Source organism: Roseateles sp. (genome assembly GCF_036404855.1).
GTDB lineage: Bacteria > Pseudomonadota > Gammaproteobacteria > Burkholderiales > Burkholderiaceae_C > Pelomonas.
The window spans coordinates 1-12,482 of record NZ_DASWYS010000359.1; the positions used below are offsets into that span (position 1 = coordinate 1).

General features: G+C 67.4%; 13 protein-coding genes, 1 pseudogene and 1 riboswitch. Of the genes and pseudogenes, 8 read left to right on the plus strand and 6 right to left on the minus strand.

Annotated features, from left to right (window positions below; all coding sequences use genetic code 11):
• Positions 1 to 288, minus strand: a pseudogene (locus tag VGF12_RS23905) (urease accessory protein UreE); the annotation flags it as partial.
• Positions 289 to 369: 81 nt separating this feature from the next.
• On the opposite strand from VGF12_RS23905, the gene VGF12_RS23910 reads away from it, so the two are divergent.
• The 6 genes from VGF12_RS23910 (at position 370) to VGF12_RS23935 (ending at position 4,639) form a co-directional block, all read left to right on the plus strand.
• Positions 370 to 594: an AbrB/MazE/SpoVT family DNA-binding domain-containing protein gene (locus VGF12_RS23910; RefSeq protein WP_331178548.1), complete on the plus strand. Its 225-nt coding sequence runs from the start codon at positions 370 to 372 to the stop codon at positions 592 to 594.
• On the plus strand, positions 591 to 950 hold the full coding sequence (locus tag VGF12_RS23915) for a type II toxin-antitoxin system death-on-curing family toxin (RefSeq protein WP_331178549.1): 360 nt from the start codon (positions 591 to 593) through the stop codon (positions 948 to 950). Before VGF12_RS23910 ends, VGF12_RS23915 begins: the two co-directional genes overlap by 4 nt.
• A 2-nt stretch (positions 951 to 952) precedes the next feature.
• A complete protein-coding gene (locus tag VGF12_RS23920) occupies positions 953 to 1,765 on the plus strand; it encodes a crotonase/enoyl-CoA hydratase family protein (RefSeq protein WP_331178550.1) in 813 nt (270 codons plus the stop codon).
• Between the two features lie 35 nt (positions 1,766 to 1,800).
• Positions 1,801 to 1,975, plus strand: a riboswitch (yybP-ykoY riboswitch).
• 6 nt (positions 1,976 to 1,981) lie between these two features.
• Positions 1,982 to 2,554, plus strand: coding sequence for a TMEM165/GDT1 family protein (locus VGF12_RS23925; RefSeq protein WP_331178551.1), 573 nt, complete (start codon positions 1,982 to 1,984; stop codon positions 2,552 to 2,554).
• A 32-nt stretch (positions 2,555 to 2,586) separates the two neighbouring features.
• On the plus strand, positions 2,587 to 3,213 hold the full coding sequence (locus VGF12_RS23930; protein WP_331178552.1) for a LysE family translocator: 627 nt from the start codon (positions 2,587 to 2,589) through the stop codon (positions 3,211 to 3,213).
• A gap of 106 nt (positions 3,214 to 3,319) precedes the next feature.
• On the plus strand, positions 3,320 to 4,639 hold the full coding sequence (locus VGF12_RS23935) for a PQQ-binding-like beta-propeller repeat protein (RefSeq protein WP_331178553.1): 1,320 nt from the start codon (positions 3,320 to 3,322) through the stop codon (positions 4,637 to 4,639).
• On the opposite strand, the gene VGF12_RS23940 is transcribed toward VGF12_RS23935, so the two are convergent.
• The 5 genes from VGF12_RS23940 to VGF12_RS23960 all read right to left on the minus strand — a co-directional run bounded on the left by VGF12_RS23940 (position 4,636) and on the right by VGF12_RS23960 (position 10,460).
• Positions 4,636 to 5,451: an alpha/beta hydrolase gene (locus VGF12_RS23940; protein ID WP_331178554.1), complete on the minus strand. Its 816-nt coding sequence runs from the start codon at positions 5,449 to 5,451 to the stop codon at positions 4,636 to 4,638. The two genes, VGF12_RS23935 and VGF12_RS23940, sit on opposite strands and share 4 nt — an antisense overlap.
• A 221-nt stretch (positions 5,452 to 5,672) precedes the next feature.
• A complete protein-coding gene (gene pepF, locus VGF12_RS23945) occupies positions 5,673 to 7,526 on the minus strand; it encodes an oligoendopeptidase F (protein WP_331178555.1) in 1,854 nt (617 codons plus the stop codon).
• 494 nt (positions 7,527 to 8,020) lie between these two features.
• Positions 8,021 to 8,200, minus strand: a complete 180-nt coding sequence (locus tag VGF12_RS23950; protein WP_331178556.1) for a hypothetical protein — start codon at positions 8,198 to 8,200, stop codon at positions 8,021 to 8,023.
• A 43-nt stretch (positions 8,201 to 8,243) separates the two neighbouring features.
• A complete protein-coding gene (locus VGF12_RS23955; protein WP_331178557.1) occupies positions 8,244 to 9,257 on the minus strand; it encodes a hypothetical protein in 1,014 nt (337 codons plus the stop codon).
• Between the two features lie 39 nt (positions 9,258 to 9,296).
• The gene (locus tag VGF12_RS23960; protein WP_331178558.1) at positions 9,297 to 10,460 is read right to left on the minus strand and encodes a hypothetical protein; all 1,164 of its coding nucleotides are present in this window, start codon (positions 10,458 to 10,460) and stop codon (positions 9,297 to 9,299) included.
• Positions 10,461 to 10,524: 64 nt separating this feature from the next.
• Between VGF12_RS23960 and VGF12_RS23965 the strand changes: the two genes are divergently transcribed.
• Positions 10,525 to 11,733: a hypothetical protein gene (locus tag VGF12_RS23965; protein ID WP_331178559.1), complete on the plus strand. Its 1,209-nt coding sequence runs from the start codon at positions 10,525 to 10,527 to the stop codon at positions 11,731 to 11,733.
• Between the two features lie 263 nt (positions 11,734 to 11,996).
• A partial coding sequence (gene truD, locus VGF12_RS23970; RefSeq protein ID WP_331178560.1) for a tRNA pseudouridine(13) synthase TruD occupies positions 11,997 to 12,482 on the plus strand: 486 nt, incomplete at its 3' end.

Sequence of the window (12,482 nt, forward strand, 5' to 3'; positions counted from 1 at the left end):
CAGCAGGTCGAAGGGCTGGCCATGCTCGGCGCAGAAGCGCACCTGCATCACCGGCTGGGCCGCAGCAATGACGCGCAGCAGCGTGCCGTCCTCGGCCACCAGCACGTCACCGCCGCGCAGCAGCGTGCCCCGCGGCAGCACAACCCCGACCTCACGACCCGTGGAATCGGTGGCGCAGAAGCGACTCTTGCTGCGGATGTCCCAGTCAAGTACGAGCGTGGGTGCGCGTTTGACGAGCACGGTGGCGAGGCCGGCGCCGCCGGCAATGCGTTTGGTGACGTGAATCATGGAGCGAAGTATCCGGCCAGGAATTGAGGAGACATGGCGCCCCCGCTAGTATTGCCAACGTTATAACCCTCGAGATCCGCGGTGAGCACGCTCAAACTGACCCAGATCGGCAACTCGGTGGGGTTGATCCTGCCCAAGGAGGTGCTGGCGCGGCTGAAGGTGGAGAAGGGTGATGTGCTCTACCCTTGCGAGGCCGTGTACGGCGTGCTGCTGAGTCCCTGCAGCGCGGAGTTCGAAGCGCAGATGCGCGCCGCCCACGACCTCCCGAAGCAGCGTCGCGCCGTGTTGCGCGAGCTGGCCCGATGACGCCCCCGCCTCCGCCTCCACCACCGCGCCCGTGGCGCTGGCTGAACGCCGACGCGCTGCAGGCCGTCCACCTCGAGCAACCGGCCGAACACGGCGGCAGCGCGGGCACGCGCGACAAAGGTCTGCTCGACGCCGACTTCGCCCGTCCACAGCACCTGGCGCGGAACGGGGAGACTGATGCCCTCGAACTCGCCGCGTGCGCATTCGGCATCGCCAGGGACCACCCTTTCATCGACGGCAACAAGCGCTCGGCCGACGACGCCAGCGCCACGCTCACCATGTTCTCCGTCGCCGCTGGCGACATCGACGAACCTTCGCTCGCGCAATGGCTGCGCGGGCACTCTGCCCCCCACTGACCATGCAACTCGAAACCCTCACACTCTCCATCCAGGATCACATCGCCACCGTGCGCCTCAACCGGCCGGACAAGGCCAATGCGATGAATGCGACGATGTGGCAGGACATCCGCCATGCCTTCGACTGGGTGGATGCTCAGAAAGAGGTCCGCGTGGCCGTGCTGGAAGGCGAAGGCCGGCACTTCACCGCCGGCATCGACCTCTCGATGATGATGGGTCTGGCCCCGCAGATCCAGGACCCCTGCGACGGCCGCACGCGCGAGAGCCTGCGCCGCGTCATCCTGGACATGCAGGACACGCTCACCAGCCTGGAACGCTGCCGCAAGCCCGTCCTCGCTGCCATCCACGGTGCTTGCGTGGGAGGCGGCATCGACCTGATCTGCTGCGCCGATATGCGCTACTGCAGCGCCGACGCCTACTTCTCCATCAAGGAAATCGACATCGGCATGGTGGCCGACGTGGGCACCCTGCAGCGCCTGCCCAAGATCGTCGGCTCGCAAGGCCTGGTGCGGGAGCTGGCTTACACCGGCCGGACCGTGGACGCCACCGAGGCGCAGGCCCTGGGCCTCGTCAACCGCGTGTTCGGCGACCGCGAGGCGCTGCAGGCCGGGGTGCGCGAGATTGCAGCGGCGATCGCCTCCAAATCGCCGCTGTCCATCCGCGGCACCAAGGAGCAGCTGAACTACGCGCGCGATCATTCCGTGGCCGACGGCCTCAACTACATCGCCACCTGGAACTCGGCGATGCTGATGAGCGAAGACCTCACCCAAGCCATGATGGCCGGCAAGGGCACGGCACCGAAGTTCCGCGACTGAAGGCGCAGCGGCATCGCGCCGCTCGGTTAAACTGCTGCCTCGTCATTGGGGAGTAGCCGCCCTGCGCAATGCAGGGGCTCGCGTCAACACACTTGGTCTCACGGCCATGGCGCGTGCAGCTTCAACGCCTGGCAAGACCTTTGACCTCGCAGCCTCCGGATTGGGCCGGGGATGCTGTGCGGTCATTGGTTTTTCACCGGCCCGTTGGACTCTCGCATGGAAGCCTTCCTCGTCTCTACTGGTGTCGTCGCCCTTGGTGAAATGGGCGACAAGACCCAGTTGCTGGCCATCGTGCTCGCGGCCGCCTTCCGCAGGCCCTGGCCCATCATTGCCGGTATCTTCGTCGCCACGCTGGTGAACCATGCCGCTGCCGGCGCCGTCGGAGGCTGGGTGGCCCAGGCGATGGGTCCCGACGTGCTGCGCTGGGTCATCGGCCTGTCCTTCCTCGCCATGGCCGGCTGGATGCTCATCCCCGACAAGCTCGACGAGGACGACTCCCGCCTGTCACAACGCTTTGGCGTCTTCGGCACCACCGTTGTGGCCTTCTTCCTTGCCGAGATGGGTGACAAGACGCAGATCGCCACGGTGGCCTTGGCTGCACGCTACGCAGACCTGGTGCAGGTCGTGTTGGGCACCACGCTGGGCATGATGCTCGCCAACGTTCCGGCGGTCTTCCTCGGCGACCGCATCGCCAAGCGGGTGTCGATGCGTCTGGTGCACGGCGTGGCAGCAGCGATCTTCGCGGTGCTCGGCGTGTTGACGCTGTTCAACGTCGGCAAGCTGCTCTGAGGCCTTGAGTCGCGGCGCCTTAGCATCCGCCCATGCTGACCGCGCCCCAGATCTTCGCCTTCCTCGCCGCAGCCCTGGTGTTGACCGCCACGCCCGGGCCGGACAACCTGATGGTGCTGAGCATGGGCATTTCGCGCGGCCGGCGCGCGGGCATGGCCTTTGGGTTCGGCTGCGCGTTGGGCTGCCTCAGCCACACGCTGCTGGCCGTGGTGGGCGTCAGTGCGCTGGTGGCGGCGTCGCCCCTGGCCTTCGGGCTGCTCAAGGGCCTGGGCGGCGCCTACCTCGTCTGGATGGGGGTGCAGGCCTGGCGGCATGCGGGCCGGGCTTCGGTGAGCGGCTCGGTGGGCGGCGACGCCTCGCTGCGGCAGCTGTTCGTGAAGGGTCTGATCGCCAACGCCATCAATCCCAAGGTGGTGCTGTTCTTCCTGGCCTTCCTGCCGCAGTTCGTCGTCGCGGCACAAGGCTCGGTGGCCGCGCAGCTGGGGCTGCTGGGCCTGCTGTTCACGGCGCAGGCGGCACTGCTGTTCGGGCTGCTGGGATGGTTCTCCGGCAGCGTCGGCGCCTGGCTGAACCGCCGGCCCGCCGTCGGCCCCTGGCTGGACAGGCTGGCCGGCACGGTGTTCATCGGGCTGGGCCTGCGCCTGATCGTCTCGCGATGAGCTGAATCCGCTCGCCGCCCCGGGCACGCAGGCCGCTGCGGCGCAAACTTCCTACACGGCCCCGCAGTCTTCGCTATCGTTGCGCCCACTTCAACAGGGAGAAGCGATGCGACGTCTCGCGTTCACTGCGCTGCTGGGTCTGGCGTTGAGCGCCGCCGCGAGCCATGCGGCGGACTGGCCCACGTTCATGGGCGACGCCGCCCGCAGCGGCGCAGCAGCCGGCACCAGCCAGACGCCCCGCGCCTTCCAACTGGCCTGGGAGTACGAACTGCACGCGCCTGTAACAGCCTCCCCCGTGGCTGCCGGCGGACTGCTGTACGTTGGAGCCGAGGATGGCAACCTCCATGCCATCGACCTCACCTCGCGCCGGTTGCGCTGGCTCTTCCACGCTGACGCCGGCATCGCCTCGACGCCCGCGGTGGCCGATGGTCTCATCTACTTCCTGTCCCGCGACGGCCAGCTGCATGCCCTGGACGCCGCCAGCGGTGCGCCGCGCTGGAGCTTCCGGACCGGCGGTGAAGCCCGCTTTGCGGCCCACGGCATGTTCGGCCTACCACGCGACGGGCACAAGCGCACCGACCCTTGGGACTTCTTTCTGTCCTCGCCGCTGGTGGTCGACGGCAAGGTCGTGTTCGGCAGCAGCGACGAGCATGTCTACGCTCTGGACGCCAAGACGGGCGCCATGGCCTGGGCCTACAAGACCGGTGGCATGGTGCACGCCGCGCCCGTCCAGGCTGGCTCGCGCGTCATCGTCGGCGCCTGGGACAGCGCGCTCTATGCCCTGGATCTCGCGACCGGTGCCCTGGCCTGGCGCTACCAAACGGGCGCCGACCACAAGGACAGCATCATGCTGGGCATCCAGGCCGCGGCCAGCGTGGACGGCGACACGGTGTATGCCGGCTCGCGGGACGGCTTCTTCTATGCGCTCGACGTGGCCACAGGCCAAATGCGCTGGCGCCACGATGCGAAAGGCTCCTGGGTCCCCGGCACCGCGGCGATCAGTGCCGGCCATGTCTTCGTGCCCACCTCCGACGGCGGCGTGCTGGCCGTGCTCGACAAGCGCAGTGGCCGCAAGCTCTACGACTTCCCGACGCGCGTGTGGACGTTCGCGTCCCCCCTCCTCGTCGGCGGCAGCATCATCATCGCGACGATGGACGGACAGGTCCACCAGATCGATGCCGCCAGCGGCGACCCGCTTTGGCGCTTCATGACGCCCGAGCGCCTGGCCAACGCGCGCGGCCTGATCGATGCGCAAGGGAAGTTCGACCACGCGCGCCTGTACGGCTCGCGGCCCGACGAGATGGTGTCGGCGATCGAGCACGTCAAGCGCCTGGGCGCCTTCATCGCATCGCCGGTGTGGATTCAGAATGAACTGGTCATCGTGAACGCGCTGGGCAAGGTGAGCGCGTTCAAACCCGCACGCTAGTCGATCAAGTCGATGGCCCAGTCGAACGACGGGTCGCCCACGTCGTTGTGGGCGACGTTGAAGTCCTTGCGATCGATGATCAGCCCCTCATAGGCCCGGCCTCTGTAGCGGGCCTCGTAGAGGATCACGTCGCGCACATTGCCCGGCGCGTTGGCACTGCTCAGGATGAGGCGCACGGGCAGACGGCGGCTGGCCGAGAAGCGGGCCTCCTCATCCTGGATGTTCCTGGCCGTCATGGCCCAGAAGGATCCATCGAATAGCAGGTAGTTCGTGAAGAACGGTGCCTTCACGTCCTCGGTGCTCAGCATCAGCGCGCCCAGCAGCCCGCCATAGGAGGTGCCACTGAAGCTGCGCACGCCGGTCGTGCGGTAGGCGGATTCGATCAGCGGCACCAGCTCCTCCCGCAGGAAACGGCCGTAGGCGGGCGCGCCATTCACCGTGTAGTCGACGGCCCGACGGTCCGGCCCGCCCTGCTCGATGTTCACGAGGATCATGGGCTTGCGGCGCTTGTCCAGCAACTGCGAGAAGGCCGGGAAGGTCCACTGCCCGTCGGTCGCGTAGATCACGGGGTAGCGCTTGTCGGAGGTCGCATAGCCCTCCGGCAGGTAGACGTGATACGGATAGGTGATGCCGGTGATCCGGGACGCGATGGACTTGTCGCGCTCCACCGTGCCCGCATACACATAGGCAGGACCGGGCGCCGAAGCCGGTGTCTGCGTCACCCAAGGCGTCCCATCGCTCGAGCTCCCGCCACCGCCACAGGCGGACAGCAGGCAAGCAAGGCTCAGCAGCAGGCTCAGGCGTCTGGACATGAGATCCCTCGGGTTCTCGCAGTTGGCCTGCGCAATCCGGAGACTGCTGGCTGCCCAGGCGGAAAACGCTTGCAGCATACGCATCACGCGGCTCGTCAGCCAGGCTGTCCCGCGTCCGGCGCTTGCGCCTCCCGTGAAGCCTGAATTCGTCCCGGCGGCGCCCGTCGACGCCTGGACGAAGGGCTGCCTGAGTGAGCGCCCCAAGGGGCGCCCCGGTGGCCTCACTGGGCGGCGATCAGCGCTTCCATCTCGTCCATGATGCTGTCCATGCGCTTGATCACGGCCTGGTAGGGCGCCGGGGTCGCCATATCCAGGCCAGCCTTCTTCAGGGCCTGGTAGGGCGGCACCGAACCGCCGCTGGCAAGCAGCTTCAGGTAGTTGTCACGGGCACCGGGCTTGCCCTCCAGGATCTCCTCGGCGAAATGCAGCGCGGCCGTGATGGAGGTCGCGTACTGGTAGACGTAAAACGGCCGGTAGAAGTGCGGGATGAAGGCCCACTCCTGGCAATACAGCGGGTCGATCTTCATGACGCCCGTGGCATCGCCGTGATATTCCTTCAGCAGCTTGCAGTAGATCTCGGTGAAGCGCTTGCCGTTCAGCGCCTCGCCCTTCGCCGCGGCGTCGTGCGTGTTGAGCTCGAACTCGCCGAACATGGCCTGGCGGAAGAAGGTGCCGCGCAGCCGCTCCAGCGCATAGCCGAGCTGGTAGAGCTTCTCCTCCTTGCTTCCAGCCTGACCACGCATGTAGTGGCTCAGCAGCACCTCGTTGGCGGTGGAGGCCACCTCGGCAACGAACAAGGAGTAGTTCGCCGTCTCGTAGGGCTGGGCGCGGTTGGCCATGGCTGTGTGCATGGCATGGCCCCACTCGTGGGCAAAGGTGCTGACCGAGTCGAACTCGCCCTGGTGGTTCAGGAACACGAAAGGTGGCGCGTCGTAGACGCCGTCCTGGTAGGCCCCCCCGCTCTTGCCGGGGGCCGGCAGCGCATGCATGGTGTTGGCTTTGAATGTGGTCTTCAGCAGGGACAGGTAGTCCTCGCCCAGCGGCTGTGTGGCCGCCAGCGTCAACGCGGCGGCATCGTCCAGGCTGTAGTGCTTCTTCTGCGTGACCAGGGCCGGGTAGATGTCGTAGTAGTGCAGGTCCGGTAGACCGAGCATCTTCTGGCGCAGCTTGAAGTAGCGGTGCAGCGTGGGCAGGCCCTTGTGCACCTCGGCCACCAGCGTGCGGTAGACGGACTCGGGAATCTCCTCTCCGCCGAGGCTCATTGCCACCGCGCTGGGGTAGCGGCGCAGCTTGGCCATGACGGTGTCGTCCTGCACCACATTGCCCAGCGTCACGCCGTAGGTGTCCTCATACTGACCAATGGCGCCGAAGAAGGCGTCGAACACCTGCTTGCGGACCGCGCGGTCCGGGTGCTGGCGAAGCAAGCCGTACTTGGTGTCGTCCACCCTCTCGGTCTTGCCGTCCACCGTCAGTTCGGGCCACCGAGTGTTCGCGTTGAACAGCAGTGTGCGGGCGTCGCCGGTGGCACTGCGCACCGGCGACAGCGCGGCAATCACGGCCTCGCTTTGAGCACTCAAGGTGTGCCTGGCCTGGCGCAGGCTGTTGCGCAGGTGCTCGGCGTGCTTATTCAACCCTGGCTCGGCCCTCAGGAAGGCGGCCACCTTGGCCTCACCCAGCGACTGGATCTCGGGCTCCAGCCACGCGATGGTGCTGTGGTACTCACCGTCCAGTTGGCCGGCCAGATTGCTGCGCTCCTGGTTGGCGGCGTCCCGGTTGTCGGTGGACTGCTTCATGCTGGCGTAAACACGCAAGCGCTCGTAGCGCCGGTTGGCAGCGCTGACGGCGTCCAGCCCGGCGCGCAGACTCTTGGCACTCGTGCCCAGCGTGCCCTTCAACGCGGCAAGCTTGGGGAGGTCGGCCAGCAGGGCCTTGCGGGCCGACTCCCAATCGGCGTCGCTGGCGTAAAGAGGGTTCAGGTTCCAGACAGTGGGCAGCGGCTCGGCGCCCAGGGCATGGCCGCCAAAGGCCAGGCCGAGGCAGAGGACGACAGCACGGGGAAGGGGCAATCGCTTCATGAAAGGAAGAGCGGAATGGAAGGAAGGCGCGCAGTGTCGCGCGCCAGTCGCCGACTGACCGAAGTGATGCCGGGTAAACCCAGGTGTACTGCGGCTCGGGCTGCGCCCGCAAGCGTCGCGGGCGGCCGGCCACCGCCAACGACGACGCAGGCTTCACTGCTTGCAGAGCTTGTCCATCGGCAAGCGACCGTCGCGGCAGTCCTCGTCGTCGAGGCGCAGCACCATCGTTGCCTGGCTGCCGTGGGCGACCTTCATTCTTCCGTTCTCGACGACGTAGGTTGCTTGATGGACCGGGCCGACAATGCCGGGCTCGACCCGGCCGTTGGCGTGGAACTACAGGCCTCCCTCCTCCTTCTTGCCGTAGGGTCCCAGCAGGCCGTGGCCACAGGCGGCAAGCGACGCGAGAACAGCAGCCGCAAGGGCCTCCGAGAGGCCTCTGCTAAAGGCATCTGCGAAAGGCAGCGACATACATGGCGTGCTCCCCGGCAAGCAGATCAGGGCAGCCGGGCCAGCGTACTGCCGTCCAAGGCGCGCAGCGTGTACGACTCCACGCCGGTCACGATCGTGCTGCCGCCAGATCCGGGTTGCACATCGACGATCTTCAACACCGCTTCGAGGCTGAAGTCGCGACCCACTGTCTGGTGGCACACCGCCTGAGCCTGCGTCGCCGGCACGCGCCAGATCCGCGCTGCCTCGCCGTTGGCGAAGCCAGCCTGCTCACAGCGTCGGCGCCTTCGAGTTCTTGCTGGCCTTCTCGACCTCCTGCGTGCGCCGCTGCAGGTCGATCTGGCTGAGCGCCTGCTCGGTGCTCGTGATCGCGCGATAACCGCCGGCCTGATCGACCACCCCGACCTGCATCCGGTCGACCAGTCCGGGGTTCGCCCTCTGCGGGAAGAGCATCGCCTGGACGACGATGCCGCAGTCGGGCGACAGCGTGACGCCAGCGTCCGGATCCGAACTGCCCATGCAGCGACCGTAGAGCGGCGAAGTCTCTGTGATGAGCCGGCCGAAAGGGTCGTAGGCCCAGCGCAGCAGCGGCAGTCGGCCGCTTGAGGCCTTTTGGTCCTGCGTCGGCCTGCCGTATTTCTTCAGCAGAGCTGAGGTCAAGCTGTCGATGGTCGGCGTCTGATCGGCGGCGAAGCGCTCCTCGCGCGCCACGCTGACGACCCTTTCCTGCCCCTGCAGGCCCATCGTTGCCGCATACCACTTCATCTGCCCGGGCTTCAGGTCTTCCCGCACCGCATTGCTGCCGCGCGCGATCGTGTCGCGCTGCATGTCCTGCAGGATCTGCTTGCTGGACTTGACGACGCGCGGCTCCGCGATCCGGGCAACGAAGCCCTGGCGCAGCGTTGCGGCGGTCGGCGCCTTGAGGTTGAAACCACGGCCGGTCGCGGGGCCGGCCACCAGCAGTGGATTGCTGCACAGCACCGCGTTCATCGCCTCCTCGTAGGTGAGCCCGGGACGCACGCCGACGACGTCGTCGACGGCAGCGTTCTCGGCGCGGGGCGGCGACACGATCTTCGCCGGGCAGGCCACGTCGGCGCGCGCCTGGCGCGCGACTTCCTCTGCCGACGCGCTCTGTTCGGTGCCTGCGGAAGACGGCGACTTGCCGGTGGCCGGCTTGGCTGCGGCCAGCGGCGGCGCGACCGGCTCCGACTTTCCGCATCCCGCGAGCGCGGCTGCGAGGCCGATGCTCAGAGCAAAGGCCGAGGGGCTTGCCCATCCAGTCATGAATGCCTCCTGATCCGGATCAAAACGCGGCCCTTGCCGCTACTTCTTGAATGCCTTGAGGACGTCGACGACCTTGTTGATCGTCTGCGCGACATCGGGCGCGGCAACGCCGCCAGGCGTCGCCATGCCGCTCGACAGGTTCGAGAAGCTCAGCGCGTAGTCGTGCACGGAGCGCACCTGCGTCGGGCCGACAAGGCCGAGCTGCACGACCGTCATGTCCTGCGAGAACACCCGGCCTGGGTGGCTACGGCGGACGCTGTACTGCAGCGTTGATTCGAACGTGGCCTCGCGCGATTCGCCCGGCGCGAGGCGGAACTGCGGATCCGCGGAGGCGCCATCGACGACCCCGATGCCGGCCACCTTGGAGGCCCACCGGTACGCTTGACCCGTTTCGTCGCTGACGGCGCTGCTGCCCTTGCGCCAGCCGAGGATCAGCGGCTCCGCGCCGGCATTCGTGAAGCGCACCGTGACGCGCACCGTCTGGTAAGCCGTGACGTTGCCGGACTGCGTGACGTTGACGCGCACGGCCTGGGCGATGAGCGGCCCCGCCGCCTGGCACGAGCCCGGTGCTGCACCGGCGCAGCTGCCGATGTCGCCGGCTGTGGTCGGCGGCGGCGGAGAGAGCGCCACCGTCGCATCGCGCGGACCGGCGGCAAATCCCGAGGTCCCAGTCAGCCCGGTGAATCCCACGGCGTGGTCGCGCAACTCGCGCACCTGCTGGGCGCCGACGAGACCGAGTTCGACGATCGTGATGTCGTGCGAGAACACGTTGCCGGCGACCTGGCGCCGCATGCTGTACTGCAGGACGCCGTCGAACGAGGCCTCGCGAGATTCGCCCGGAGCGAGCTGGAACTGCGGATCAGCGCTGCCACGGGCGACGACGCCAATTCCGTAGGCCTTGGCCGACCACCGGTAGGCGAGTCCCTGGTTGTCGGAAACCGCGCTCGAACGGTCGCGATAGCCCAGGATGAGTGGGCGGTCGCTGACGTTGGTGAAACGCACCGTCGTGCGCACTCCCTGGTAGGCGGTGACGTTGTCTTGCCGCGTGACGTTCACCTTGACGACGGCGGCCGTGAACGGCCCGAGGTTTCGGCAGTTCGCCACGCCAGCACATGGGTCGCCGGCGCCCATCGCCACGGGCAGGGTGAGGGCCGCCAACAGCCCGGCGGCAAAGGATCGGATCGAAGGCAGGACATGGCGCATCGAAGGGACTCCATGCAACGGGAAGCACGGGCTGAAGCCCGCATGTCTGCGAGGCTAGGGATCGGTGCGCCGCAGCGCACCTCCCGAATGGGAGGAATCTGATAGATTCCCGCGACCGGGGCACCCTGGAGCGGAAATGTCACACCGGCTGAGCGAGGAGTTGAGTGACGCCGTCTCGCGCGCCGCGCTCGAACCCGATGCCTGGCACGATGTGATGGAGCTGATGAGCGAGCGCTTTCCGTCGGCGGCGCAGACCTTCTACTTCCTGCACCTCGAGCCCCGCCGGGTGCGACCGGTGCGGCTCGTCGGCGTGGCGCCGCGCTGGGTCGAGACCTTCGACTCCCTCTATTTCGCCAGCGACAACCCCTGGATCCGCATGACGGGTCGCCTGCATCGCCCGGGCATTGTTCGGACCAACGAGCGCCTCGACCGCCTGCTCGGCGAAGATGGCGCGCTCTACCGCTCTTCGTATTACAACGACTGGATGCGGCCACAGGGCTTTCGCTACACGATCGGCTGCACGTTGCTCGCCGAATCAGGCCTCGTCGCCAACATCACGCTTTTGCGTGAGCCCGACCGGCCGACGTTCGACGAGGGCGAAGTCGCAGATTTCGAGCGTCTGAGCCGGCTGATGACGCGCTCGCTGCAGACAGGCGTGCGTCTCGAACGCGCCGAGAACGATCAGGTGGGCATCCGTGCGCTCGATGCGCTGCCGCGCGCAGTGGCGCTGGTCGACGCGGAGCAACGCCTGGTCTACGCGAACCGCGAGATGGACGCGCTGCTGCGCGTCCGCCGGGGGCTCGAGGTGCACCAGGGCGCCCTTCGAGCCGTTTGGTACGAGGCGCAGCCCCGACTCGGGGCCTGCATCGAAGGGGCGCTGAGCGCCGATGTGAATGCAGCGACGGCACCAGCTTCCGTGTTGCTGACGCCGCCCGGCCAGCCGGCGCAGGTGCTGCATGCCACCCCGGTTGCCGGCACCCTCGGGCGCTACCTTCCTGCGCGGCGCCTGGTCCTGCTGATGGTGATCGGCGGCGAGACCGATCCACGTGCCTCGTGCGACGAGCTGCGTCGTTGCTACGGATTCACGCTGGCCGAGGCACGTCTGGCGCAGTCCCTGGCCGGCGGCCGCGGCCTGCGCCAGGCTGCGGCGGAACTCGGCATCGCCTACGGCACGGCGAAGGTCTGCCTCAAGACCGTGTTTCAGAAGGCCGGCGTGCACAGCCAGGCCGAGCTGGTTGCGCGCATGCTGCGCATCACGACGGCGCTGAAGTAGCCGCACCGCACGAGCAGCAGCACGCCATCGACGATGAGCGAGTCTTGACCCGGCTCGAAGACCGTCCAACGTGCCGCCCCAGATAGGTCGTTTCGCGCGCTCACCCAGCAAGGATCTGACGGACTGGAAAACGTCCCCGTCCAGCCCAGGCACGCCAACATTCGAACAAGCCGCTCGACAGGGGCCGAGGAGAGAATCACGACCTGGACGGCTCCGGTCGGCTGAACAGCCTGTCCCTTACAGCTGGTGCCGTCAGACTCCTCATGACCGACACTCAATACACGACCCTGCCCCAGTGGCCCAACGCTTATCCGCTCAGCGGCGCCACCGCCACCTTGAAATTCTTCAACGAGGATTTCACCGTGACCGAACTGCCGCTGCAGCTCCCCTCTGGCGAGGGCGAACACATCTGGCTGGATATCGAAAAGAACGGAGCCAACACCACCTTCGTCGCCCAGCAGCTGGCCGAGGCCGCTGGCGTGCAGGACTGGGACGTGGGCTACGCCGGCCTCAAGGACCGCTACGCCATCACCCGCCAGTGGTTCAGCATCCATCTGCCGAAGGGCGAGACGCCCGACTTGACCCTCCTTCAGCATCCGGAATTCAAGGTGCTGAGCCAGAGCCGGCATGTGAAGAAGCTGCGCCCCGGTGACCTGCTGGGCAACCGATTCCGCATCGTGCTGCGTGATGTGAGCGGCGACCGCGGCGCCATGGAGGCGAACCTTGAGGCCATTGCCTCACAGGGCGTG

Bases quoted from the DNA above. Each gene is read 5' to 3' on its own strand.
- VGF12_RS23915 (WP_331178549.1), top strand. From the start codon at position 591: ATGACGCCCCCGCCTCCGCCTCCACCACCGCGCCCGTGGCGCTGGCTG.
- VGF12_RS23930 (WP_331178552.1), top strand. From the start codon at position 2,587: ATGCTGACCGCGCCCCAGATCTTCGCCTTCCTCGCCGCAGCCCTGGTG.
- VGF12_RS23925 (WP_331178551.1), top strand. From the start codon at position 1,982: ATGGAAGCCTTCCTCGTCTCTACTGGTGTCGTCGCCCTTGGTGAAATG.
- pepF (WP_331178555.1), bottom strand. From the start codon at position 7,526: ATGAAGCGATTGCCCCTTCCCCGTGCTGTCGTCCTCTGCCTCGGCCTG.
- VGF12_RS23960 (WP_331178558.1), bottom strand. From the start codon at position 10,460: ATGCGCCATGTCCTGCCTTCGATCCGATCCTTTGCCGCCGGGCTGTTG.
- VGF12_RS23940 (WP_331178554.1), bottom strand. From the start codon at position 5,451: ATGTCCAGACGCCTGAGCCTGCTGCTGAGCCTTGCTTGCCTGCTGTCC.
- VGF12_RS23920 (WP_331178550.1), top strand. From the start codon at position 953: ATGCAACTCGAAACCCTCACACTCTCCATCCAGGATCACATCGCCACC.
- VGF12_RS23955 (WP_331178557.1), bottom strand. From the start codon at position 9,257: ATGACTGGATGGGCAAGCCCCTCGGCCTTTGCTCTGAGCATCGGCCTC.
- VGF12_RS23935 (WP_331178553.1), top strand. From the start codon at position 3,320: ATGCGACGTCTCGCGTTCACTGCGCTGCTGGGTCTGGCGTTGAGCGCC.